Origin of the sequence: Cellulophaga sp. L1A9, from assembly GCF_009797025.1 — a bacterium.
Classification (GTDB): domain Bacteria; phylum Bacteroidota; class Bacteroidia; order Flavobacteriales; family Flavobacteriaceae; genus Cellulophaga.
In genome coordinates, this window is record NZ_CP047027.1 from 4,345,738 (window position 1) to 4,371,392 (window position 25,655).

The 25,655-nt window shown below is 31.5% G+C and carries 22 protein-coding genes; 4 read left to right on the forward strand and 18 right to left on the reverse strand.

Annotated features, from left to right (window positions below):
- Positions 1-23 precede the first annotated feature (23 nt).
- The 4 genes from GQR94_RS22730 (at position 24) to GQR94_RS19120 (ending at position 4,741) form a co-directional block, all read left to right on the forward strand.
- Positions 24-2,015, forward strand: coding sequence for a hypothetical protein (locus GQR94_RS22730; protein ID WP_233268472.1), 1,992 nt, complete (start codon positions 24-26; stop codon positions 2,013-2,015).
- Between the two features lie 3 nt (positions 2,016-2,018).
- Positions 2,019-3,008, forward strand: coding sequence for a hypothetical protein (locus GQR94_RS19110; RefSeq protein ID WP_158978261.1), 990 nt, complete (start codon positions 2,019-2,021; stop codon positions 3,006-3,008).
- Between the two features lie 624 nt (positions 3,009-3,632).
- Positions 3,633-4,355: a hypothetical protein gene (locus tag GQR94_RS19115; protein ID WP_158978262.1), complete on the forward strand. Its 723-nt coding sequence runs from the start codon at positions 3,633-3,635 to the stop codon at positions 4,353-4,355.
- 116 nt (positions 4,356-4,471) lie between these two features.
- Positions 4,472-4,741 (forward strand): hypothetical protein, encoded by a 270-nt coding sequence (locus tag GQR94_RS19120; RefSeq protein ID WP_158978264.1) that lies wholly within the window; start codon positions 4,472-4,474, stop codon positions 4,739-4,741.
- Positions 4,742-5,078: 337 nt separating this feature from the next.
- Here GQR94_RS19120 and GQR94_RS19125 read toward each other — a convergent pair whose 3' ends face one another.
- From GQR94_RS19125 to GQR94_RS22740, 18 genes are all read right to left on the reverse strand, one after another.
- Entirely contained in the window at positions 5,079-6,047 is a 969-nt protein-coding gene (locus GQR94_RS19125; RefSeq protein ID WP_158978266.1) for a hypothetical protein, read from the reverse strand.
- 79 nt (positions 6,048-6,126) lie between these two features.
- Positions 6,127-6,651, reverse strand: a complete 525-nt coding sequence (locus tag GQR94_RS19130) for a hypothetical protein (RefSeq protein ID WP_158978268.1) — start codon at positions 6,649-6,651, stop codon at positions 6,127-6,129.
- Between the two features lie 8 nt (positions 6,652-6,659).
- Positions 6,660-7,355, reverse strand: coding sequence for a hypothetical protein (locus GQR94_RS19135; protein WP_158978270.1), 696 nt, complete (start codon positions 7,353-7,355; stop codon positions 6,660-6,662).
- 742 nt (positions 7,356-8,097) lie between these two features.
- Positions 8,098-9,063, reverse strand: a complete 966-nt coding sequence (locus GQR94_RS19140; protein WP_158978272.1) for a hypothetical protein — start codon at positions 9,061-9,063, stop codon at positions 8,098-8,100.
- Positions 9,064-9,203: 140 nt separating this feature from the next.
- Entirely contained in the window at positions 9,204-10,256 is a 1,053-nt protein-coding gene (locus tag GQR94_RS19145; RefSeq protein ID WP_158978274.1) for a hypothetical protein, read from the reverse strand.
- A 404-nt stretch (positions 10,257-10,660) separates the two neighbouring features.
- Complete coding sequence (locus GQR94_RS19150) at positions 10,661-11,575, reverse strand: hypothetical protein (protein ID WP_158978276.1); 915 nt, start codon at positions 11,573-11,575, stop codon at positions 10,661-10,663.
- Between the two features lie 345 nt (positions 11,576-11,920).
- The gene (locus GQR94_RS19155) at positions 11,921-12,955 is read right to left on the reverse strand and encodes a hypothetical protein (protein ID WP_158978278.1); all 1,035 of its coding nucleotides are present in this window, start codon (positions 12,953-12,955) and stop codon (positions 11,921-11,923) included.
- A gap of 71 nt (positions 12,956-13,026) precedes the next feature.
- Positions 13,027-14,079, reverse strand: coding sequence for a hypothetical protein (locus GQR94_RS19160; protein WP_158978280.1), 1,053 nt, complete (start codon positions 14,077-14,079; stop codon positions 13,027-13,029).
- Positions 14,080-14,531: 452 nt separating this feature from the next.
- Positions 14,532-15,248, reverse strand: a complete 717-nt coding sequence (locus tag GQR94_RS19165) for a hypothetical protein (RefSeq protein ID WP_158978282.1) — start codon at positions 15,246-15,248, stop codon at positions 14,532-14,534.
- A gap of 310 nt (positions 15,249-15,558) precedes the next feature.
- Positions 15,559-16,524, reverse strand: coding sequence for a hypothetical protein (locus GQR94_RS19170; RefSeq protein WP_158978284.1), 966 nt, complete (start codon positions 16,522-16,524; stop codon positions 15,559-15,561).
- Positions 16,525-16,664: 140 nt separating this feature from the next.
- Positions 16,665-17,717, reverse strand: a complete 1,053-nt coding sequence (locus GQR94_RS19175; protein WP_158978286.1) for a hypothetical protein — start codon at positions 17,715-17,717, stop codon at positions 16,665-16,667.
- Between the two features lie 434 nt (positions 17,718-18,151).
- Positions 18,152-19,201, reverse strand: coding sequence for a hypothetical protein (locus tag GQR94_RS19180; protein ID WP_158978288.1), 1,050 nt, complete (start codon positions 19,199-19,201; stop codon positions 18,152-18,154).
- 16 nt (positions 19,202-19,217) lie between these two features.
- Positions 19,218-22,289 carry a hypothetical protein gene (locus GQR94_RS19185; RefSeq protein ID WP_158978290.1) on the reverse strand — a complete coding sequence of 1,024 codons (3,072 nt, stop codon included), beginning with the start codon at positions 22,287-22,289 and terminating at the stop codon, positions 19,218-19,220.
- Positions 22,290-22,295: 6 nt separating this feature from the next.
- Positions 22,296-22,763: a DUF4280 domain-containing protein gene (locus GQR94_RS19190; protein WP_158978292.1), complete on the reverse strand. Its 468-nt coding sequence runs from the start codon at positions 22,761-22,763 to the stop codon at positions 22,296-22,298.
- Positions 22,764-22,766: 3 nt separating this feature from the next.
- A complete protein-coding gene (locus tag GQR94_RS19195) occupies positions 22,767-23,594 on the reverse strand; it encodes a hypothetical protein (protein WP_158978294.1) in 828 nt (275 codons plus the stop codon).
- Positions 23,595-23,608: 14 nt separating this feature from the next.
- On the reverse strand, positions 23,609-23,758 hold the full coding sequence (locus GQR94_RS19200; protein ID WP_158978296.1) for a hypothetical protein: 150 nt from the start codon (positions 23,756-23,758) through the stop codon (positions 23,609-23,611).
- A gap of 2 nt (positions 23,759-23,760) precedes the next feature.
- Positions 23,761-25,083, reverse strand: a complete 1,323-nt coding sequence (locus tag GQR94_RS22735; RefSeq protein ID WP_233268485.1) for a phage baseplate assembly protein V — start codon at positions 25,081-25,083, stop codon at positions 23,761-23,763.
- Positions 25,052-25,576: a phage late control D family protein gene (locus GQR94_RS22740; protein ID WP_233268488.1), complete on the reverse strand. Its 525-nt coding sequence runs from the start codon at positions 25,574-25,576 to the stop codon at positions 25,052-25,054. Before GQR94_RS22740 ends, GQR94_RS22735 begins: the two co-directional genes overlap by 32 nt.
- Positions 25,577-25,655 lie beyond the last annotated feature (79 nt).

A 25,655-nucleotide genomic window follows, 5' to 3' on the forward strand; every position in this document is an offset into this window, starting at 1 on the left:
CATGTAGATATGAAAAAATTACAGTGGACTGTAAAAAAGAAAAATGGGACGCACCTTTTGACATATATAGTAAAACCGACACAAGTGTAAATGGAGAAATACATATACCTATTGTTGTTGGTGTTGATAAAAATAGAAAATCATTAAAATTTATAATAGAAAAATTAATGACTGATGATTGTATTTATAATAAAACTAAGGAGTCTCATGAATTTGTTGCTATAAATGATATAAATATAAGGAACACTATAAAATCTTATAATGGCAACTCGGAAAAATTGACTAATCCAGAGTCTAAGAGTACAATAACACTAACTAATGGAATTTCAAAAATTTCAATAGCAGATGCATGGTCAATTGTTCAAAAAAGTAGACCACCAATCATAATTACTTCAGATTATGAAAATTTTGAATTAGAATTAGTATATGATTATTCGCGAGGTGGCACTTCTTATTTACTAACTGGTTTTGCAGAAACTTTGATACCAACTTTGGCAAGCAATGTACAAAAATACTTTTTATCTTTTAATAGTTGTGCCATAAAAAGAAATATTGTGATTGAGGTATATCCAGACACCAAAAGCACATTACAGCTAGGGTTTAACTATTCCAAAAGTAAATTTAATGATCTTACTAATATCTACCATAAAACTTGGGAATTAAAAAAAATTGAAGCTGAAGAAGAACGGGCTAAGTTAAAACCTGTAATTGAAAGTGCTAAATATTATAATGTACCGGATGAAGCAAATCGAAAAGATAAAGAGCAAGAAGATATAATTAGTGAGGCTGATAATAACTTATCTTTAGTAGCTAAAACTAAAAATAAAGCAGAAGCACTTTCTGTAAAAAATGCATTAAAAAATGAATTAATTAGTTGCGATTTTGCAATGATGGCTGAATTTGATTTAGAGGGGAAAATTGATTTAAGTAGTGAAGCGGAAGAAGTTGTTGATTTTATAAAAACTTTAGTAAAATTAAAAGATAAAATTGAAGGTATATTTAATGGGAAAGATGCGGATACTAACAAAAAAGCACCTAAAGATGAGGGAGAATTATCTGATAGATTAAAAAGTTTAGATGATATTTTATCAAATAAGAAGAAATCAAAAAAAGCCAAGAAGAAATACTCATTTAATTTTATCCCACCTTCAATAGCATTATCAGTCAGTTTGAGTGCTAAACAAGCCGAAGATGTGATTATTCCAACTGTGGGTACTGAAATAAAAGCAGTTTTAGACTTTAATCCTCTCTTTGGTTTCGAAATAACTTACGATATTTATGCTTTATTATATAAAATAAAGCACCCTGCGGTATTAGCTGTAGTTGCTACTCTAGATGTTTTAGATGAGGTATTAGGAGATAATTTTGATATTGATATTGATTTAGTAATCACTTCTAAAATTGATATCAAATTACAAGGTGTAATCAATACTGCTAGTGAAGACAATATGATACAAAAAACAGGTACCGATGCTAAGGTAGGTGGAAGTATTGCTGGAGTTTTAACAGCGAAAACTCAGGTTAATGGAAGTACTACAATATTAGGCTTTGGCCAATATGATGCATATGCAGAGTTAAGTGGTACTGGTCAAATAGGAATAGGGGTAGATTTTATAATTAAAGCAGATAAATCCGGAATATATTTAGAACCTATTTTTAAATTTGATGGTCTAATTTTTAAAGGAACTGCTAAATTTGGTATTACTAAACCAGAAAAAGAAGAAGCAGAAACTAAGAAGGCTACAATGTCTGATAAATATAAAAAAAGAAAAGAAAAAAGTAATGAAAACTCTGAGGTAAAAGATACACCTAAAGAGAAAAGTGTATATGATAATGAATGGAAAGGAGCTGATAGGCAACTTAAAACGAGAGGGGAAAAACAAGGAGAAATAAAAGCTCAATCAGGAATACATTATAAAGCTGAAGGAGAAATGATTGTTTTAGAAAAAGGTCAATGGCCAAAAGATGGAGAAGCGAGTCCTTACCGTTGGTATATGAAAAAATTTAAAACCTAAATAATGAAAAGAAAAGTTGTATTAATTAGTTTATTATTTACACTTATAGGATGTGGCCAAACACCTAAAAATAATAAAATAGAAAAGAACAAAACAAAAGTGATGGATAATAGCGATATTTTAGAAAACGATGCTTATTTAAAAAAATTACAAAATTATAAATATGAACCTGAGTATCAAGTAGAGGTCGAAAGTTATTATTCTTATGAAATTAAAGTAAATGATATGCCTTTGGCAGTCCAAAGTCCACCATTTACAAAAAGCATGCTTTTTTTGGCCAATTCATCTATTTTACAGAGCGGAATACAAACTCTAACCATTACTATTAAACCACGTTATAATAGTGAAGAGACTGAACAAAAAGAGTTTCTTGAAGATCCCGAGCATATAGATTTTAAATTAAAAGTTCAAAAAACTGCTTGGGTAGATGGTTTTTTAGAAGAACCAGAAATTATATTGACATATAAATTATCAGACGAAAATATTAAAGATATTACCAAACAAAAAAGTTTGCATAAAGAATTAACTTTTAAAGCAGAAGTGCCCTTTAAATTAGAAGGATGGAGTAATAGTAAAGTGTTTAACCCTAAAGACAGCATTGCTTTAGAAAAAAAGGTTTTTAAAGAATACTCTAAATATAGGCAGTTGATGTTAGACAGAAACGGACCTGCTATTATAAGAAGTTCACAAATTCAAAGTTATGAACTTATGCAGAGTTTTTATTTTAAAAGAGAAAAAGTGATTAACAACAGGAAGGAGTATTTGGAAGAATTTCCTAATGAAGAATTTATGATGGCGGAAATAAAAGATTATAAACTTGTTTTTTATGGCAATAATCGAGTTTTAGGCTTGGTTTTTGATGATGAAATTGAAAGAGGTCAGTCTTGTTTAAATAAAATTGTTTCAGATGAAAACGATGATTTGAGTTTTTTTTATGTAAAATTTTTATTACATCAGCCTGAGGGAAGTACAGAATTAGAACAAATACGATAAATTACCGTAGTTTCCATTAAACTTTATAAAAAATATAGCTGGGTTTTAAAACCCAGCTATATTTTTTATAAAGTTTTTGTCTTGTCCTGAAATTTCAATACACTAAACATTTAGTGTATTGAAGCCATTAAAAAACACGTGGCATTTAGAGTGTTCTCAAAAAAATGATCAGTTTCTTTTAATGACAAATAGTTGCTGAAATTGAATCTGATCTATTGAGTAGAACTGAGGGTTTCGATAAATAGGGGAAACAAGTCAAATCAACACGCAGAGAATGACTCTAAAAATATGGAAACTTTAATTGGAAGAACCAATCTAGAATCACTGTGTCAAAAACAGCCGAACAAAAAAATCTTAAGCTTGAAGCTAAAACGAAGCTATTAGATAAACAGTAAGCACGTACAGAGCATCTTGCTGAGCGATTAGATAATAAAATCATAATTTTTGATATATTAGTAGCTATGGCTGAAAAAGAATATGATATTTAAATCATAAAAAATTACAAACACGAGTTACCGACCACTATAAAAAAGAACGAAAAGAAGCAATTGTTTCTTCCTGTGATTTACTCGGGGTTAATAGACAGGTATATTAGAGATAACAAGGTTCAGAATAGAAAAACAAGTGATTGTTACTTTACGTGTTAATTTAAGAGACGGTGGAGAAAAAGGACTTAATAGCGCTTCTAAAATTCCAGTACAAGCAATTTCAAATTATGGAGAACAGCCAATTACTTCTCGTGAAGTCTCTTTTGAGGAATTGAAAAATGAAGTTGTAAAAGGAATTAATAAGCATTGGAGTAGAGATAAAACTAATTCAAATCAAGTTTCACTAAAAGGAGAGTTATGGAATATCAAAACGATAGCAGAAATTTCTAAAAATGGAATGGTAGCTCCAGAAATAATTTTTAGTACTAATTCAAAAGTTAAAAGAACAAGAAATTTTATACTATCAAAGAAATTGTACAATCAAACTGGATATAATTACAACAAGTCATGGACGAACTTTTCAATTAATCATCTAGTTTTTATAAATATGGGGTGGAGTTTTAATAGTAAATCAACAATTGCTTTAGACTTCCAATTTACACCTGCCCATGATATAGGCCATGAGTTTTTAACCGAATACGGTGGTGGTTTTGGTGATTCATATAATCATAAAATTACTGCTACAACTTTAAGTCAAGATACGTTGAGCTCGCAAGGCAATTTTCCAACAAACGGAGAAATAGATTTAATGAAATATTATCAAAATTATTTAGAATCAAAATTAGATGTTGGTAGAGTTGTAGCATCAGAAGATGATTTAAAAGGTTTAATCTGGTTATCAAAAATTATAATAGAATGAATGTAGCCCTGAAAATTAAGTTTTTTTTCTTTCTATTGTTTGTTTGTATTAGTTGTAGTACTTATACAATTTTACCTGAAGTAGAATTGCATATAAATAATATTAAAAATAAACCATTGTCAGAAGTAGAAATTGGGAGTTACAACCCATATGACTCTACTTATGCAAACTATAACAAATCTGATAGTATGGGAATTATTAAAATTAAAGGAATAAAATCAAAGCAAGTCTTTATACCATTTGCAGAAAAACCAAACTTTAAGAATCTAGAGTTTAATTTTGTTTTAAAAAAAGAAGGGTATAAAGATTATTCGCTTAAACTTTACCCAAATTCCGCTAATTTTCTTACTGATACTATTTATATGGAAGAATTAATTAAAGAATAATATTCTAAAAATTGATACAATTTTCTTGAAATCAAAGTAAATTTAATTCAATAAAAAATTATGGCATCTGAAAGTAAAGTTATTGCTAGTATACTATTTCTTATAATTACTTTTCTAGTATGATAATAAAGTAATCTTGTCTCGTAAAAACGTCTATCCAGAATGCATTAGGAAAAGAAACAAAATATACTGCTGATGGATTATGAAGTTAAGCCTTTTTACTTATTACTTAAAACTACAAAAGCTATTTGAATACATAGCTTTTGTAGTTGTTTCTCACGCTTTAGGGCACCCGTTACGAAGGTCGCGCTAGCGGGGCTAAAAAAGTTAATCAAATTTACTCATCATCAATCGAAGTAATTAAAGAATTCATACGAACGATTTCAAAAACATTCTTCCCAGATGGTATATGTAATAAAACATAATTTGTATATAATTTCTTGGTTTCCCTGTCTTCCGCAACTAAAACACCTTGACCTTCATATTTTCCAATTCTTTCGAGAGAGACAACTCTACCATCACCTAATATTCTCATTGTACAAGGTTCTAAAGGCAACATATTATTTTCAAACTTATCGAATGTAGCAATTAAATTTCTTTCATAATCTGAGATTTGCGATGGGTTAAAATAACTTGCGCTGTAAAATTCTGTATTCCGAAATTCTAATTCTTTCATAAAATCATTTGAATTTCCCGCATTTAATAAATTCCTTAATTTTTCAAATTTATTGATTACCATTTTTTCTAATTCTTTTTTTTCAAAAAGTCTTAAATCTTTAGAATCTTTCCACCCCTTGAGTTGAAAAGGAACTTCTGCGTCAAAACTCCATTCAGTCTCTATGTAGGGCACAGCGTAATTAATCTTTGGAAATTTCAAATCTTTTACTAATTGTAGCTTGCCATCATTTACACTTTCGTCTTTAAGATATATACGAAGCTTATCATCTATTAAAGCAAGATCTTCAGGTTTAATCTTTCCACCATTTTCTACAAATGGATGAACAACTTTTAACTTTATTTTTTGTTCACCATTTTTAAGAATGAACTGATTTAATTGATCAGGACCATCCATTCCTGTATCCATATTTTTCTCTACAATTACATCATTTAAAAGTATTTCAAAAGGCATATTTAACTCATAGTAAAGAGAATATTCTTTCCTATCAGTGGAACTTGTTTGTTGAGCGTGCATGCCTAATTCATTCTTATTTTCAAATTTACAAGAGAGTAGTGCAAAAAATATTAATATAATAATGTACTTAAATTTCACCTGAGAATTCATTAAAGGTTTATCTGAATTATTCAACTTTCTAATTTTCTAAAAGACGATGAATTTCGATTATTATGAACGGACGCAAATTAAAGGGAGTAACAATAATAGTTTTTTAATTCCCTCCATAAGCTTCATTAATTTCACGGTATCTATTACTTTCAAGACTTAATGTACATCTAAAATTTTGTTCTTCAAGATAACCTGGAATATGGATGATATACCAAAACATCTTTTCACTTTTCCATGTATAATTAGTATCTCCATCTTCCTTTAAAATATTAGGAGTTCCAAACTGAATGGTTAAACTATCACTCAAGGTATTAAAATTTTCCCTACCATTAATCTCTATCGTAACAAGGCCAAGATCTTCATCAAAATAGGTTGTTCTTAAATTTTGGATTGGGATGTCTAAAATTTTGAGTTTAGGAATAGAATCAACAGGGTAAAAATAACTTGTGGATATAAATTCACCATAATCTGACTCCGAAGATGCTGTATCATTTAAATAGTATTGTATAGCCTCTGGATTTTTATCCGTGATAATTTCAGCGATGTCTAATCCTCTATCAATGTCTTGACAATTAACTAGGGATAATCCCAAAAGGGATATTGTAATTAAAATATAAATATGTTTCATAGGAATTATTAGTGTTTAATTGGGTTTGATATGGCTTCTAAATATCTTGATATTCCCTCTTCATCTTCGTTCTTAGCAAACTCTTCATAACTGTACTCTTTTCCTTCAAGTTTTCTCTGTTTCAAGTATTCTTTATAGTAACTATATGCCGCGTTAGTAAACTTCTTTACTAAAATTTGATCATTCATATCTATAATATATAAAACACCTTTTTCTTTGTTATCTGCGCTACTTGAAGGACCATAATTATGTTCAAATAAATAAAGATTATTTGTTATTTCATTTTCCCAGACACTATAGCTAGCAAAAGATTTACTATTGAAATAATTTGGTTTGTTAAATTTATCTAATAAAGCTTTGTGTAATAGTTTGGTTTTTTCTGTGTCAAATGTTTTTAATGTAATTGAGGTGATTTGTTGATCTATATTATTTAGATAAAATAAAACGTCATTGGTGTTTGGTCCTTGTTTTTCTTGCGAGCCGTTACTAATTTTTTCATTATTGGCAATTAATAAATTTGGGTCTGAAGATCTGTACGTATTATAGTCTGGATAAGTATCATATTCTCGGGTCTTATAACTTTCATTTAGTAGTACATCTTTATCTACGGGTAATTTTATATCTAGCAAATCCATTTTAGTTTGCGAATTACAAGAACTTACTAATAAGCTTATTAGAATTATTGAAATAGTTATTTTTTTCATCGATTATGGGTTATTTATCTTAAGACAAAATTAAAGTATTTGTAAGTTTTCTTAGGTTAATGGTTTTCCTTTAGGAAGGTAAAAATACAGAGATAAAGAATCAACTATTATAAGATCTCCTTCATCATACTAGTAATAAAGAGCAGGCTTACCTCTTAATCTAGGATCTTGCGGTGTTGTTATTGAGTACCGCAGAATTACTATTCTATTCTCGAAATAAAATTCCATTTAATAGCCTTCCAAAGGCTGAATTTCTTTGTCTTTCAGTACCTTATTTTTGTAATTATCAAATATTTCTTGAATATCCGGTTGTTTTAAGGCCTTTTGGTTGTTGTGCACATCCCAAAAGCGTAAAAAAACCTGCTGTTAGTACTACTAATTTGTCTAATAATCTCATCCTTATCATTGAAAAATTAAATATACTGAAAATATATTCTCCATTAGTATTAGTTTTTAAGTAACACCTTTCTAATTCCTATTAATTTTAAGAATCTACTCGTGCCACATCTATAATCGCAGAACCTGGCGCGCTTTTGTAAAGCGTGATTAATTATTTTCTATTTAAAATTACCATAGAAGATGTACTTTAACCGCAGAAATTTCTAGAGTGCACTCATTACAAACGAGCTTTAGCTCGGGCTTATAAGGTAGTAGAATACCATAAAGATTACGACCGAATTGTTCCTTTAATTCACAGAAATATTTAAATTTTAACCTTAAATATAGAATTTAAGATTACATATTAACGTGCATACTCAAAATTAAACTCTCCCTTTTTGTGTTTATCTTTAGGAATAGATAAAGTTATGCCCTGAAAAAGAACTTTTTTTCTATTATCCTTGTTTGTAAATAAAAAATAAAAAGCGGACGTCCTATTTAAGCGTGGGTCAAGATCCGGTTTTTCGAAAATAGAAGGGTGCCATAGTCTTACAATTCTTCCATCTCCAAAAAATTGTATTTTATAGTCTTTGATTGGTTGAAAATCTTTGTTATCTATTAAAATTGGTTTATAAATTTCCTGAACCATCTCTTTAATATAGGCGATATCTCGATATTCATTGACCGCTAATCGTTCAAACATGGGGTATTGCATAGTCATGATACTCGCCGCATCGTTAGCTTTGTAAAGCTGTTGTATTTCTTTGTAATAATTTACTATAGCCAATTCTAATTTTTCTTGATCTAGTTTTCGTAGATCAATAGCATTTGTCCAACCTTCAATTTCATATGGCACTTGAGCATCAAATGTAAAAGTATACTCATAATAAGGAAGACCAGAACCCACAAACTTATCAGTGTTTTTGTCCTTTTTGCTTTCATGTCTCAGGATTAATTTTTCGTCATCTACAATACTTTTATAGGTATTTATATCATCTACCCTAATCACTTCTATAGTAATTTCGGTATTATCCAATAAGGTAGTTACGTTTTCACCTTCGCCATATTCCTCCTTGATTAGATCCCCAATGGGATACAACCTATAAGTAACTTTTTGAGGACCCGATTTTAAAATAGATGAATTAATAGCTTTAGCGGTAGCATATTGCTTTAAGCTATAATTTCTATCTACAAGTCTATCATTTACCAAGACCTCATAAATACAATTTAATTGGTTAAAACGTAAATAATACATCGGTTCTTGAGGATAGTGTTTAACTTTGGCGGCAATACTATCTACATATTGATCTAAATTGAAATTTTTTGTCATTTTATTATTGTTTTGCGCACAACTAAACAGACTTAAAAGCGCCACTAGAAAAACAAATTCATATTTCATAAGGTTAAAGCTCATCTTTATAAAAGCATTTTCAAAATAGAAATAGCGTTCGGCAAAATTTAAATCTTAGGCTAAGACATTATTAATGTAAATTCTTTTTTACTAAATCCTTTTTTAGGAGCATAGAGGTAGAGACCAAAAAATATTCCATACTCTACTCCATTTTCTAAGGTTTGTACCCAAGCTGCACACTTGTTTCTATAATATAGGTCTTCTATAGTCTTAAGGCGTAAAAAAGCCACCCCACTATGTGCATAAAAGACCAATTCATAATCTTTAATTGATTGCGGCTTAACTGTAGGGTCATTGAGCAACTCCAACTCTTCGTCCCACATTTCCTGTATTTCTTCCTTACTTTTATAATAGGCTTGCGCTTGTACATAAAAAGATTGGTAATATTTTTGCGCAATAAAATCTTTATTACCTCTTTTATATTCCTTTAAAAAGGTTTTATAATAGTCTAGCATTTTCTGCTCCAAAACATCTTGGTCTACAGTACTTAGGTCCGCAGCATCTCCCCAAGAGTTTTCACTAAGGTCATACGGTACTTTTGCATAAAACTCAAACGTATATTCATAAAAAGGAAGACCGGTACCTGCAAATACTTCTCCATTTGCATCTGTAGTAGGGCTTTTGTGTTCCAATACTTCCAATTCATCGTTTAAACCCATAGCTCCTTGTTTGTCTAGCTGTATAACCTTAATGCTTACATTAGAAGCATCTCCTAATTGGGTTATGGTTTCCCCGTATTCATACTCTTCTTTGCTCAAATCGCCCACAGGGTACATACGTACCGTAACGGTTTGGGTTCCTGATTTTAAGATTGAACCATTTATTCGCAAAGGGCTTGCCAAATTTGAGAGTTCATAGCTTTTATACACCGGCATATCGTTTACCAATACTTCAATAATACAATTTTCCTTTCCTATCCTTAAATAGTATAAAGGTTCTTCGTCAAAATGCTTTATTTTGGCACTAATGGCCGCTACCATGTTTTCTGAGTTAATCTCTTCTACAGCTGTGGGTAGGGCAGTGATTGCTTTAGAACCTTTTGGTTGTTGGGCACATCCCATAAACGTAAAAAAACCTACTGTTAATAGTACTAATTTGTTTAATAATCTCATCCTTATCATTGAAAAACTAAATATACTGAAAATATATTCTCCACTATAGCTCGTCTACAAGTAATAGCTTTTTAATTCCCATAATTTGTAATAACCAGTATTGACAATACAAGGTGTTATATGATCTTTTGTAAAATTCTTAATTCTACCATTGTACTATTTAGCAGGTTATATTTAATAAACCAGAAATAGTGGTATGGAGTAGTTACTGTATTATATCAGCATAACTCAATAGGTTTGTATGAAAATACAGTGATTAATGTATGTAGATAATTTAAAAACACAAAAGCTATCTAATTAAATAGATAGCTCTTATGTTTTAGCTTTTTTTATCTTGTAATATACCTGCTGCATTAAAGGCTAACAGAGGGTCCAAAAATAATAAGAACTATTAAAATTTATAGCTACCAAACATGCCATTCTCCTGTGTCTTTATTTTTAAATAAATATACTGGTTGCCAACCTATAGGTTCTCCAGTATCTTTATCTGCCCACCAAATTGCGGAGTCGTTATCAATAGTATTAAGTAAAGTAACAATTTTACCATTACCGTATAATTGAAGTTTATAATTTTCTAAAGGTTGTAAAATTTCATTAGGAACTTCTGAAGGCTTTTTGGATATTTCATTTATCCTTTGTTGTGGCATATAAACTTGTACATGAAAACGTTGAAGGTTTTCAATAAAGAATTTTTCATCATGTACATTATTTTTAATTAGAGAATGTCTTAGCTCAAATAATTGACTTACTTCAGCAAGTAATTTGTCCTTATCCATTTTAGATAAATCTAATGCATACTTATCTAATATATCTAATTTGTAGGGTACCTTTGCTTCAAAAACAGTATCAAATATAAATAAGGGTAGATCTTCTTCAATAGAAGGCATTTCCCAATCCCATAACGTAATACTGCCGCCATAATCATTTTCTTTATCTGTCATGTCAGGATACATCATTAAGCGCAATTGTAAATTTGCCTTTTTACTTAACACGTCTCCATTGAGGGGTAATACTTTGACTGATAATGACTGTTTTCCGCTTTTCAAAATCCTTAGATTCAGAGGTTTACGAATAGAGTAGCTTGAGTAAGGATCAAAAAATCTAGCCGTATTTAAATCATTCGTTTTAATTTCATAATGACAGTTTTGATTATTTATTTGCAAGTAATACCCAGGTCGTGAATCATCAAGAAATTTATAGTTCCTTAATTCTTTGGCGATTAGACTATTATCTGTTTTAGGGTCTTTTGGTTGTTGTGCACATCCCAAAAACGTAAAAATTCCCATTGTTAGTACTACTAATTTGTTTAATAATCTCATCCTTATCATTGAAAAATTAAATATACTGAAAATATATTCTCCATTAGTATTCGTTTTTAAGTAACACCTTTCTAATTCCTATTAATTTTAAGAATCTACTCTTGCCACATCTATAATCGCAGAACCTGGCGCGCTTTTGTAAAGCGTGACTAAATGTTTTTCTATTTAAAATTACCATAGAGGATGTACTTTAACCGAAGAAATTTCTAGAGTGCACTCATTACAAACGAGCTTTATCTCGGGCTTATAAGGTAGTAGAATACCATAAAGATTACGACCGAATTGTTCCTTTAATTCACAGAAATATTTAAATTTTAACCTTAAAATAGAATTTAATTTTACATATTAACGTGCATACTCAAAATTAAACTCTCCCTTTTTGTGTTTGTCTTTAGGAATAGACAGAAGTATTCCTTGAAAGCGAGCTCTTCTTTTATTATCTTCAGTTAAGTATATATAATAAAATGATGATTCCCTACTTAAACGGGGGTCCAAATCTGGTTTTTCAAAAATAGAAGGATGCCATAGGCAAATGACTCTTCCGTCTCCAAAATATTCAACTTTGTAATCTATAATAGGCTGATAATCTTTGTTTGGTATTTGTATTGGTTCATAAAGTTCTTGTACCATTTCTTTTATATACCGTCTATCCCTATACTCGGTAATAGCCAATCGCTCGAACATAGCATATTCCATATTCATTATACTCGCCGCATCATTTGCTTTGTAAAGCTGTTGCATTTTTTTGTAGTGATTTACTATAGCCAATTCTAATTTTTCTTGATCTTGTTTTCGTAGATCAATAGCATTTGTCCAACCTTCAATTTCATAAGGCACTTGAGCATCAAATGTAAAAGTATACTCGTAATAAGGAAGCCCAGAACCTCCAAATTCATTAGTTTTTAAGTCTTTTTTGCTTTCATGTTTCAAGATTAATCTTTCGTCATCTACAATACTTCTATAGGTGTTTATGTCAGCTACCCGAATCACTTCTATAGTAATTTCGGTATTACCCAATAAGGTAGTTACGGTTTCACCTTCGCCATACTCCTCCTTGATTAAATCGCCTATGGGATACAACCTATAAGTAACCTTTTGAACCCCCGATTTTAAAATACAAGAATTAATTTCGGTTGCCGTTGCGTACTGTTTTAAACTATAATTTTTATCAATAAGTTTATCATTTACCAAGACCTCATAAATACAGTTTAATTGGTTAATACGCAAATAATACATCGGTTCTTGAGGATAGTGTTTTACTTTGGCGGCAATACTATCTACATATTGATCTAAATTGAAATTTTTTGTTATGTTATTTTTGTTTTGCGCACAACTAAACAGACTTAAAAGCGCCACTAGAAAAACAAGTTTATATTTCATAAGGTTATAGCTCATCTTTTTGAAAGCATTTTCAAAATGGAAATAGCGTTCGGCAAAATTTAAATCTTAGGCTAAGACATTATTAATGTAAACTCTTTTTTACTAAATCCTTTCTTGGGAGCATAGAGGTAGAGACCAAAAAATATTCCATACTCTACTCCATTTTCTAAGGTTTGTACCCAAGCTGCACACTTGTTTCTATAATATAGGTCTTCTATATTCTTAAGGCGTAAAAAAGCCACCCCACTATGTGCATAAAAGACCAATTCATAATCTTTAATTGATTGCGGCTTAACTGTAGGGTCATTGAGCAACTCCAACTCTTCGTTCCACATTTCCTGTATTTCTTCTTTACTTTTATAATAGGCTTGCGCTTGTACATAAAAAGATTGGTAATATTTTTGGGCAATAAAATCTTTATTGCCTCTTTTATATTCCTTTAAAAAGGATTTATAATAGGTTAGCATTTTCTGTTCCAAAATATCTTGGTCTACAGTACTAATGTCCGCAGCATCTCCCCAAGAGTTTTCACTAAGGTCATAGGGCACTTTTGCATAAAACTCAAAAGTATATTCATAAAAAGGTAAGCCGGTACCCGCAAATACTTCTCCATTGGCATCTGTAGTGGGGCTTTGGTACTCCAATAGTTCAACTTCGTCACTTAAGGCCATGGCTCCTTGTTTGTCTAGTTGAATAACCCTAATGCTTACATTAGAGGCATCCCCCAATTGGGTTATGGTTTCCCCGTATTCATACGCCTCTTTAATTAAATCGCCCACAGGGTACATCCGTACCGTAACGGTTTGAGTACCTGTTTTTAAGATATTATGATTTATTTCTAAAGGGCTTGCCAAATTAGAGAGTTCATAACTCTTATATACCGGCATATCGTTCACCAGTACTTCAATGATACAATTTTCCTTTCCTATCCTTAAATAGTACAAAGGTTCTTCATCAAAGTGCTTTACTTTGGCGCTGATGGCCGCTACCATGTTTTTTGAGTTAATCTCTTCTATAGCTGTGGGTAGGGTAGTGGTTGTTTTAAGATTTTTTGGTTGTTGCGCACATCCCAAAAGCGTAAAAAAACCTACAGTTAATAGTACTAATTTGTCTAATAATCTCATCCTTATCATTGAAAAATTAAATATACTGAAAATATATTCTCCACATTAGTTCGTCTGCAAGTAATAGCTTTTTATTTTTTTTTAATTCTAAGAAAATAATCTTGTTACTATAGGGAGTTTTATGGTGTATTATAAAGTTACTAATTCTAGACTATTTCTAAGCAATAGCGTTCTTAATAGGATAATCCTGTTTAGTGTATACTTTTATCTAATATTTAGGGACTAAAAACAAAATATATAGCGGCTAGATGATGAAATTTAGAATTTTCACTTACTACTTAAAATAACAAAAGCTATCTGAATGGATAGCTTTTGTAGTTATTTCTTTGCCCTGCGGGGAACTCGTTACAAACGAGCGCTTGGGGTAATTATAGCTCCTTTAGCTGGTTTTACAATACTACTATCAATAACTCTAAGGTAGAGAATAATTCTATAGTCTAGATATTTAGACATTACCAACCACCAATCTCTTTACGTTGTCTATGCTGTGATGGAGTGCGTTCTGGTGTGTGAAAAGTTCCTGGAAATAAAGGTTTAGGAAAACCCTCAGCTTTTCTGCGTTCAAAATCTTGCAACCTGTATTCATCAAAAGCAGTGCCTGGTGGTAAGGGTCTGTTTTTATCCATATACCAATTCATAAAACACCAATCTTCCAAAATATCTGCTCCCATAACGTCTGTACTTGTAAAGCCATTAGGATGTAATAAAGATAATCTTGGTGCTGTAGGAGATACCCCTGAATTTTTAACGGACCATGCTACTAAGCAATCTTCAAAAGGCATGGTGAAAGGTTTGAAATAAAAATAATTTGGGAACGTAATCATCCCATTCATTCTATCTAAAATTAATTCTTTCTTTGGGTACTTGTAATAATAAAGAATTGATAAACTACCTATTAAAAAGAAAATAAAAGATAAAAAGAAATTTATTTCTTCACCAGCTGCTAATTTTAAAATTATATAAAAAAACAATATCCCATAAAGTAAAAATCCAAAATATTTATTTGTATCGCTTCCTAGTGCCTCATTTAATATGAAAAACTTATCATCTACTCGAATATAATATTCAGGATTATTTGCCTCTTCTTTTTTTATGCGTAAAGTGATATCCCTGTCCACACAATGGGGTAAATAGCCACCATGTTTACCATATCTTTTTTTTATTTTCATACTATATCTATTGAAATTTTGTACTCCAGGCTATTAAATTATCAAAAGTGTCTATTTTTCTACTCTTGCCACATCTATAATCGCAGAACCTGGCGCGCTTTTGTAAAGCGTGACTAAATGTTTTTCTATTTCAAATTACCATAGAGGATGTACTTTAACCGAAGAAATTTCTAGAGTGCACTCATTACAAACGAGCTTTAGCTCCGGCTTATAAGGTAGTAGAATACCATAAAGATTACGACCGAATTGTTCCTTTAATTCACAGAAATATTTAAATTTTAACCTTAAATATAGAATTTAAGATTACATATTAACGTGCATATTCAAAATTAAACTCTCCCTTTTTGTGTTTGTCTTTAGGAATAGATAAAGTTATGCCCTGAAAACGAACTTTTTTTCTATTATCCTTGTTTGTAAATAAAAAATAAAATGCGGACGTCCTATTTAAGCGTGGGTCAAGATCCGGTTTTTCGAAAATAGAAGGGTGCCATAGTCTTACAATTCTTCCATCTCCAAAAAATTGTATTTTATAGTCTTTGATTGGTTGAAAATCTTTGTTATCTATTAAAATTGGTTTATAAATTTCCTGTACCATCTCTTTAATATAGGCGATATCTCGATATTCATTGACCGCTAATCGTTCAAACATGGGGTATTGCATAGTCATGATACTCGCCGCATCATTAGCTTTGTAAAGCTGTTGTATTTCTTTGTAATAATTTACTATAGCCAATTCTAATTTTTCTTGATCTAGTTTTCGTAGATCAATAGCATTTGTCCAACCTTCAATTTCATAAGGCACTTGAGCATCAAATGTAAAAGTATACTCATAATAAGGAAGACCAGAACCCACAAAATTTTCACTGGTTTTGTCATTTTTGCTTTCGTGTCTCAGGATTAATTTTTCGTCATTTACAATACTTTTATAGGTATTTATATCATCTACCCGAATCACTTCTATAGTAATTTCGGTATTATCCAATAAGGTAGTTACGTTTTCACCTTCGCCATATTCCTCCTTGATTAGATCCCCAATGGGATACAACCTATAAGTAACTTTTTGAGGACCCGATTTTAAAATAGATGAATTAATAGCTTTAGCGGTAGCATATTGCTTTAAGCTATAATTTCTATCTACAAGTCTATCATTTACCAAGACCTCATAAATACAATTTAATTGGTTAAAACGTAAATAATACATCGGTTCTTGAGGATAGTGTTTTACTTTGGCGGCAATACTATCTACATATTGATCTAAATTGAAATTTTTTGTCATGTTATTATTGTTTTGCGCACAACTGAACAGACTTAAAAGCGACACTAGAAAAACAAGTATATATTTCATAAGGTTAAAGCTCATCTTTTTAAAAGCATTTTCAAAATAGAAATAGCGTTCGGCAAAATTTAAATCTTACGCTAAGACATTATTAATGTAAACTCTTTTTTAGTAAACCCCTTTTTAGGAGCATAGAGGTATAGACCGAAAAACATTCCCTTTTCAACATCATCCTTAAAATATCTTACCCAACCTGCACATCTATTTCTATAATAAAAGTCTTCTTTAGTTTTATGGCGTAAAAAGGCTACCTCTCCTTGTGAATAAAATACTAGTTCGTAATTTTTTACAGGTTGGAGCTTAACGGTAGAATTATTGAGCAACTCCAACTCTTCGTCCCACATTTCCTGTATTTCATTTTTACTTTTATAATAAGCTTGTGCTTGTACATAAAAAGATTGGTAATATTTTTGCGCAATAAAATCTTTATTGCCTCTTTTATATTCCTTTAAAAAGGTTTTATAATAGGTTAGCATTTTCTGCTCCAAAATATCTTGGTCTACAGTGCTTAGGTCTGCAGCATCTCCCCAAGAATTTTCACTAAGGTCATAGGGTACTTTTGCAAAAAACTCAAAAGTATATTCATAAAAAGGAAGGCCGGCACCGGTAAACACTTCTCCACTGGCATCTGTAGTGGGGCTTTGGTACTCCAATAGTTCCACTTCATCATTTAAGCCCATGGCTCCTTGTTTGTCTAGTTGAATCACCCTAATGCTTACATTAGAGGCATCTCCTAATTGGGTTATGGTTTCCCCATATTCATACGCTTCTTTAATTAAATCGCCAACGGGGTACATCCGTACGGTAACGGTTTGAGTACCTGATTTTAAGATATTATGATTTATTTCTAAAGGGCTTGCCAAATTTGAGAGTTCATAGCTCTTATATACTGGCATATCGTTCACCAATACTTCAATAATACAATTTTCCTTTCCTATCCTTAAATAGTATAAAGGTTCTTCGTCATATCGTTTTACTTTGGCGCTGATGGCCGCTACCATATTTTCTGAGTTAATCTCTTCTACAGCAGTGGGTAGGGCAGTGGTTGTTTTAGACTCTTTTGGTTGTTGCGCACATCCCAAAAGCGTAAAAAAACCTACTGTTAGTACTACTAAATTGTCTAATAATCTCATCCTTATCATTGAAAAATTAAATATACTGAAAATATATTCTCCACTTTTATTCGTCTTCAATTAATATCTTTTTTTTTCTAATTTTAAGAACCAGTATTGTTTATATTAGTTGTTAAATAATCTTTTGTAAAATTTTTGGTAGTAAACCATTTTCAACCTAGAGCTTTGCTAATAGGATATTACAATTATCTCGTTTAGTTCATTCTTCTATTTAATATATAGTGAATAAGAAACGAAATATGCAACTACTGGATTATGAAATCCATATGTACTACTAAAAAGAACAAAAGCTATCCGAATGGATAGCTTTTGTAGTTGTTTCTTAGGCTGTTAGGTACTCGTTACAAATTAGCATAGCGTTGATGAAATAGTATATAATTTCATCACCGCTATGCTTAAGTAGTAATTAGATGTTTAATAATACAAGCAATTAATTAAAGTATTTGTAAATTTTCAACAGTTAATGGTTTTCCTTTTGGAAGAAAAAGATATATTGAAAGGAAGTCTACAAGAGTGCCATATTCATCTTCATATAAATAGTAAAGTGCGGGCTGACCTTTTAATCTTGGATCTGGTGACTTTAGGATAGAATATCTTAGCGTTACTATTCTATTTTCTCCATAAAACTCCATTTGATAACCTTCCATAGATTGAATTTCTTTTTCTTTAAACACATCTGCTTTATATTGATCAAATATTCCTTGGAATTCTTCTTTTGTACGATAATTGGCTATTCCATATATAAGTTTATTAATATGTTCAATTTTCACTAATGAATCAAGATTTTTTTCTTTATAAAGTTTACCTATCAACAAGTTTTTCTCAACAACTATTTTTTCTAATTCTTCCTTATCAAATTTTTTAAGGTCTTCTCCATTACTCCACCCCTCATTATTATAGGGTACTGTAGCATTAAAAGTAAAGGTGTATTCATAATAAGGTAAGCCTGCAGCCACAAATGCATCGGTTTTGTTATCTATTGGGCTTGTATGCCTGGCAATAACAATTTCATCACTTAGCCTCTCTCCCAGTTTACTATCTTCATATTGGATAACCTCTATCTTCATTGAAGTATTTTTCCTCAAGGTAGAGATAGTCTCTTCTGTACCATATTCCTGTACCATTAAGTCTCCTATTGGGTATAGGCGATAGGTAATTGTTTGAGGTCCACTTTTTAAAATTCTATCATTGATAACTAAGGGTGTTGCTAATTTTTCTAAAGTAAACTCTCTGTATATAGGTAGATCATTAACCAGAATTTCAAAAATGCAATTGTTCTGTATAGGCCGTATGGCATAGATAGGCTGTTTGTTATATGGTTTTACTTGAGCGGCTAAATAATCTACTATGTTATTTGAATTTACATCTTGTTTCTTCATTTTAGAAAAATCTTTTTCTATTGTTTTCTTATTATTTTTTATTTCTTTTGTTTGCCCACAGGATGTCAAAAAACTAAATAGGACTAAAAAAGTTAATTTTTTCATTATTCTATATTATTACTTAAAAATATTTTTTCAATGAGTCGTCAAAAACAGGTTCTGGGTCGAAAGGAATTTTAAAGCCTTCTAACAACTCGGTGTATTCCCCTTTTGGTTTTTCAAGAAGAGGAGTATCATCTTTTATAGGTTTTTTACCTTTTTTGTATTCCCATCTTCCATTTTTTCTATTCTTTATATCAACTTCTGATATTTTTGCATTTACATATGCAATCCCCCTTATTCCTGTACAAATTATAATCTGTTGCTTTTTTAGAGAACCGGAGCCATTCCTAATATAAGTAGTTTCATAGTGAATAGATCCTCCAATTTCACCTTCAATTTCAAATTCTGCTTTTATATCGGTAAAATTACCTTCCCCTAAAAATTTTGGTACATAAGCATTTAATTTACTCCATTTCATAGTAATTTCACTACTCAGTTGTAATTTTACGCCTACCTCAATACCATAATCACAACCAAAAGTAACTCCTGTACTATTCTCATAAGTACCCTTATTACGACCTTTGCTGTCGTAAATAGATAGTTGAAGACCATTTGTAGAGTTAAGACGAAATTCATAGTGTGCATCAATAAAGCCAGAAAAAGTGATAGTAATCTCTCCTTTTTGCCCATATTTTTCAGCAAATTCAGTTAGGCTCTTTTTAATCCTGTCTTCAACACTATCCAAAATATCTTGTCGGAAATCTGAATTTTTAGCTGTTGCTGTTATTGCTTTTTTACTATCTGAAGCAGTGTTTACTTTTCCTTTTGATTTGTCATAATCATCTTTAGCACCTTTAGCTTTAAGAATTTGCCCCATTATATTATTAGTAACTTCTAAACCATCAAAGAGCATAGTTATTCCAGTTACTCCTGCTATAAAATCTGCCCAACCACCTGTAATTGAATATTTAAGAGCAAAAAGGGGAGATGCTGCTATTTTTTGTGTAATTTCTAAGTTAATTTCGCCATTTTCATTCTGAACAAAACCAATACCTTTACTCTGTATAATTGCTGGCGCTATTAACTCGAACTCTGAGTAATTAGAACCAACTTTAGTATCAAAATTTCCAGTTGCAAGATCTTTGGCAGCTTTATATTGTTTATATCTTTTTTTTGCCAGTTTGGCCTTTTGCCATGCTTTTGCAGCCATTGTAGTAGCTTTTGCAGTTCCTTTTACGGCAGCATAACCACCACAGGTAAAAAATATCAACACGGCATCTAAGACCACACTACATAATAACCCATAGGCTATTATGGCTTTAGGAATTATGGGGTATTCTGCGGAGTAATCTAAGACCTGACAATCAACTCCCGCTTTTATTTTTTTATCGATTGGTTTGGTAAAGGAATGATAAGCATGTAGTCCTACTCCAAAATTATTAGCTTCTCCCCTCAAGTAATCCATTATCAAATCTTGTATAAAAACTTGAAGAAATTGACCTGGAATGGCCTGAATAAATTGATCCATAAAAGCCTTATGTTTGGCTGCCATGTCAAATTCATCATTAAGACCTGTTATTAATTTTACCTTTATATTTTTGTAAAATGCCTTTGATTTATCAGATGGTTGTCCAATTTGTAAATGGGCTGAAAATAAAGCATCTGGGTAAATAATAAAATTTAGTTTTTTAGAATATGCACATGTACTTATTGGAATCTCTATTTTTTTACTAGTATCCCCTAATAAAATCGGAAAATAATCTATAAAAAAGTTTAAAAAATCTTCATTTTTTGGTTCAATATGCTGGTATGGATAATTAGGAACAAAAGAAACTTGAGGATTTTGACCTTCAGTATGTATAGGATTAAAGCCAAGTTCATCAAGCATGGAGCAATCGATTACATTATTTAAATGTAACTTTCCGTCTTCTAAACATCCTGTAGTATCTGCGTTTTTAACTTGAATTTTAAAAACTTTCTTATCTTTATTGTTAGTTACTATTCCTGTATTTATAACAGTATTTCCTGCATTTACTTGGTACTCTTCGTTAAAAAGAATGTTAGGTTCTTCTTGTCCTTCAAAACCAGAAGATATTTCTGTATATCTACAAGGATCGAAAGCTCTTATACTCGTTTCAATTTCACCTATTAGAACTTCTTTATTTCCAGAATTTTGATATGGATCTTTATATTCTACACCGTTGTCTTTTACTTCTAAAAATTCTCTATCATCAAATTCAATATACTTATTAGTAGATTCAATTAGAATAACAGGAAAAATTCTTAGACTTTTCCCCGCCGTAATGCCCCAGAAAGGATCAATAAAAACGTCAATCGTTGTCTTTTGGAGTGTAGCCTGCTTAGTTATATCAACATCTTTATGGATATTTTTAATAGGTTTACTTGAATCAGATTCTCTTAGTTTAACATGTTTAAAGTAATTAATATTAAGACCGAGTGTATGTTCAAACTCAAGAACATCTTGATTTGTAATTTCTCTTCGGAAATCTTGCGCTGAAATAATTGGGTCTTCTATTGCTGACGCAGCATTATTTTTGGTTAATTTTAGTTGGTCATTTGGAGAAAAAATATCCTGATCTGTAAGTTGAATTCTAACCTCTCTTCCAAATAAATCCTGAGTATAAATATGAAGTCTAACACGACTTCCAAAAGCGACAGATCCTTCGATTTTATTATTATCCAAATCTGTCCATAATGTCTTTGTAACTTTAGGACTTCCAAAAGCCGAAACATAGCATCCATGTGGCCTTTTCATGGACGGTTTTCCATTAGAGACAAGGAATGGTTGTACCCAGATTTTTCCTCCTCCAATAAATTGTGTAGGGAAAGTTAATTTCTTTGGTAGTCCTGCATAAGGAAGGGATTCTAATGAATAATCTGCATCGGGGATAAACTTGTTTTTAACATTTAGATACACCCATCTAATGCTTTCTTTACTGTATTTTCTTTTAAGTTCTTCCGTTCGTTCAATCTTCTCTTTTCCTGAAAGCAGATCTAAAGCATTATGATCCTCTGAAAATTCTTTAATGCTTACAAAAAACTGTAAATTACCTTTTAATATTAGATGATTTCTACTTTCATCATAAGTTTGGTGACTTCCTGGATTTACAAATATATTTAGATCACTCATTTTTAATTAGTGTAAACTTATGTATGAAAAATTTTCATCTTCTTTTATCCCCAAAGCATTAATTAATGGAGCTATCTCTTCATTTATGCTTTCTTCATTGTTTGGTGTTATTTCAATAGTTTGCCCATGAAATAAAATTTCAATACAAGGAGTGCCCGCTATAGCACATGTACCTTTACTATCTTCTAATAAGGGATTTCCTTTATTTGGTAAAGTGACTTTATTATAAGAGCCATCCCATTGAATAATATTAGGTACGCAGGGGGGGGGTGGACTACCCATTTTGGAACAAGTACCAAAAGTTTTTTTTTCAAAGGTAGGACCTAAATCCATTGTAGATGCAACTAATTTTTCAGAAGATTTTTCATCATTGATATATATTTTATTTTGTGTCAAAACTGTTAATTTATCTGGTGTTACTCCAAATTGACATTTGCATAATGCGCCATGACATACTAAGCGTTTTTGTGACATACTCTAATGTTTTACCAATTCGCGTTCTTTCAAACGTGTAATTTTATATTCAACTTTATGATTTTCTCTTCCAATAATCGTGCATTGGCCACTCATTCTTATCATAGATGAATCTTCTTGATCCAAATGATATTTTAAAATCAAATTTCCCTTCGTATTTTTTGGCTCGTTTATAAGGTCACTCTCCATGAATTCTCCGTTATATGAAATTTTAATAAAACCATTATCATCAGGATACGGGTAGATTTCTTGTTTGCCAATAAATGTTAATTTGCTAGAAGCATTAGGATGTGGAATCTGTATCTTGATATTATCTTTTATAAAATTTTGAGATCTCAAAGTTGGTATATTTGGAATAAGCACTTTAAAAATAATATCATTATTCATTTTCTTAAGAAAAATTTTTTCGTTGGAAATTCCATATTCTATTCGTTCTAGATACTTATGGCTTACTTCTCCTGTATATTCAATTTCTAGTTTTTGTTTTAATAATAGCCATTTCTCTTTAATTTTGTTAAGATTTTCAACTCCAATAATTTTGCCTGCAAAATTTACTTTAAGAATAAGAGGATAAACTGCGGACATACATTTCTCTGCTAATACATCAATGACATTCGTTAAAGGTTTGCTGTTAACATACATCTTTTTCTTACAAACACGATAGTAGTAAAAAGATTTTTCATAACCCACATAATCACATTCTATAACGTATTGAACTTTGTTTATCAAAGGCTCTAAATAAACTATTTCTACCCCATAAAACCGATGAATTTTCATAAGTTTATCCCTAAAAGATAATTTATTAGAATCTTGTGATTTAACTGTGGCCATATAGTAAAGTAATTCTATTTGAAGATTATCCCCTGCTCTGCTTCTTCATGAACGTTCAATACTGCGGTCATTAAAATATTTTCCGCTTCAAAAGTGATATCCTTAGTCACAAGTTCATTATAAGTTCCTCCCGATATTTTTATAATTTGTCCTTTACTAGCCATAATTAAAATAAATTTCCTACTTCACCGCTATTATTATTAATTTTCTTATTCGCTTTCTTATTTATGTTACCTCCTGTACTATGAATGGTAATATCTTCCTTAGCTTGCCGTTTAATCTCATCTGCTTCGCTTTGAATTTTTTCAGATGCCGTTTCAAATATATTTGTTGCCTTCACAACATAATCTTCAGAAGTTGTAATCATATTATTTTTAGCTACCATTTCTGATTTATTTCCTCCTACATAAACACTTAAGTTTTCTTCAACTTGAATATTCATATTTTTCGATTTTAAAGTCATTTGATCAAGAGCAATGATGGAAATTGCATTATTCACCGTATCAATCTGAAAAACATTCTCATTTTTATCCTTAATCGTAATCATCTCCCCACCATTAGTATCATTTAGTTCAATAATATGCCCACTGCGGGTCATGATGGCTTTTATATTGTTTTCCGCATCAGCAACACCACTCTTTGCGCTACTATTGTAACCAGCACTCAAAACATAGGGTTTTTCTGGGTTATTGTTTTCAAAACCTACGAGCACTTCTTCGTCCAGTTCAGGAATAAAGTAAAAACCCTTGCCGCTACCACCATATGGGGTATTCATTTTTATCCATGGGGTAGAAGTCCCCATTCTTCGTTGCCAACCAAACTGTACTTTTATACGTCCTAATCCATCAGGGTCATTGTTATCTAATACAACACCACGTTGTTCTTCTGCAGAGGGCGTAGCGAATACCGCACTGTAATGTGGGTGCTCTGTTCCTTCTGGTACGCCTTCAAAATGATTTTCATAGTTACCACTATGATCAAAACGGTGCGCTACTTTGGTAACCATATAGGACCCAAACGCATCCCTACGTGTTTTATCAGAAAAACTAACGCCTTCAATGGTTAAATTATCACCCACACGCAAACCAACAATTTCTGAAGATCCGTTGGCAATAATCATATTTGCGGCTTTAGACAAGGTATCTACTTTTGCTACATGGTCTAAACCCTGTTGTCCGCTATATTCATTCTGGTTGTGATTCCAAGAGTAGTTTTCTTTCTTGGCAAATAAACCTTCTGATTCTCTTTTTACATTCCCAGCATACATATGTCCGCTTTGCGCGCTGTAGGATGAGGAAACGGATTCTAATTCGCTATCATTGACCCAATCTTTAGAAGTAAAGCCGCTATTTTGGGACTGTAGGGTAGTGGAGAGGCCAAAGGTTTGAATATCCTGACCATACACCCCATTAAATTGCTTGTCTCCCGTACGTCCTACGCAAAAGGTTCTCCCATTGTCATACATCCATACGCCATAACGAGCACACATACGTTGTAAGAAGGGAAAAATCGGATTCGTTGTATTGTACGGTATAAGGCAAACGGATGTTAGTTCCATTTCCTATTTCCATTTTTAATAAATCTGTGGAGTGTCCGTTAAAGGTATCACTCACTACTTGGCTAAAAGAAGACCCTTCTTCATAGCTAAAACATTGTACGGAGCGCGAGAGTAAAATACTAGCCCCTTGTCCTGAAAGCACAATAGCGCCAGAAGCGCCAATCCCTTTTTGTAAAGCTACAGAAGTAATGATTCCTACATATTCTAATTCACCATCATTAACCCCTATAGATAGTTTTTTACCGGAATAATTAATAGAATTATTCATAAGTGTACCGCCGTACCCTTCGGTAGCATTGGTTTGAAAAACCACACTAAAAGAGCTGTGGGTACCCATGGATTGTTCTATAGTAACCTTATATCCCGATTTAGGAAGAAAACGTTCTCCATCGATAATAAGCACTGGGGTAATCATTTTAGGCATGGCGGTAGAATTTTAAAACGTTAAAGTAATCACAATCGACGAGCTTAACAAAAAATAGCCTCGCATTTCGATGAATTAC

Excerpts from the sequence above, each read along its gene's own strand:
- GQR94_RS19160 (WP_158978280.1), bottom strand. The coding sequence starts at position 14,079 with ATGAGATTATTAGACAAATTAGTACTATTAACTGTAGGTTTTTTTACG.
- GQR94_RS19190 (WP_158978292.1), bottom strand. The coding sequence starts at position 22,763 with ATGTCACAAAAACGCTTAGTATGTCATGGCGCATTATGCAAATGTCAA.
- GQR94_RS19180 (WP_158978288.1), bottom strand. The coding sequence starts at position 19,201 with ATGAAAAAATTAACTTTTTTAGTCCTATTTAGTTTTTTGACATCCTGT.
- GQR94_RS19195 (WP_158978294.1), bottom strand. The coding sequence starts at position 23,594 with ATGGCCACAGTTAAATCACAAGATTCTAATAAATTATCTTTTAGGGAT.
- GQR94_RS19155 (WP_158978278.1), bottom strand. The coding sequence starts at position 12,955 with ATGAAATATAAACTTGTTTTTCTAGTGGCGCTTTTAAGTCTGTTTAGT.
- GQR94_RS19110 (WP_158978261.1), top strand. The coding sequence starts at position 2,019 with ATGAAAAGAAAAGTTGTATTAATTAGTTTATTATTTACACTTATAGGA.
- GQR94_RS19165 (WP_158978282.1), bottom strand. The coding sequence starts at position 15,248 with ATGAAAATAAAAAAAAGATATGGTAAACATGGTGGCTATTTACCCCAT.
- GQR94_RS19135 (WP_158978270.1), bottom strand. The coding sequence starts at position 7,355 with ATGAAAAAAATAACTATTTCAATAATTCTAATAAGCTTATTAGTAAGT.
- GQR94_RS19185 (WP_158978290.1), bottom strand. The coding sequence starts at position 22,289 with ATGAGTGATCTAAATATATTTGTAAATCCAGGAAGTCACCAAACTTAT.
- GQR94_RS19140 (WP_158978272.1), bottom strand. The coding sequence starts at position 9,063 with ATGACAAAAAATTTCAATTTAGATCAATATGTAGATAGTATTGCCGCC.
- GQR94_RS19170 (WP_158978284.1), bottom strand. The coding sequence starts at position 16,524 with ATGACAAAAAATTTCAATTTAGATCAATATGTAGATAGTATTGCCGCC.
- GQR94_RS19150 (WP_158978276.1), bottom strand. The coding sequence starts at position 11,575 with ATGAGATTATTAAACAAATTAGTAGTACTAACAATGGGAATTTTTACG.
- GQR94_RS22735 (WP_233268485.1), bottom strand. The coding sequence starts at position 25,083 with ATGTGTGCTCGTTATGGCGTATGGATGTATGACAATGGGAGAACCTTT.
- GQR94_RS19145 (WP_158978274.1), bottom strand. The coding sequence starts at position 10,256 with ATGAGATTATTAAACAAATTAGTACTATTAACAGTAGGTTTTTTTACG.
- GQR94_RS19130 (WP_158978268.1), bottom strand. The coding sequence starts at position 6,651 with ATGAAACATATTTATATTTTAATTACAATATCCCTTTTGGGATTATCC.
- GQR94_RS19175 (WP_158978286.1), bottom strand. The coding sequence starts at position 17,717 with ATGAGATTATTAGACAATTTAGTAGTACTAACAGTAGGTTTTTTTACG.
- GQR94_RS22740 (WP_233268488.1), bottom strand. The coding sequence starts at position 25,576 with ATGCCTAAAATGATTACCCCAGTGCTTATTATCGATGGAGAACGTTTT.
- GQR94_RS19200 (WP_158978296.1), bottom strand. The coding sequence starts at position 23,758 with ATGGCTAGTAAAGGACAAATTATAAAAATATCGGGAGGAACTTATAAT.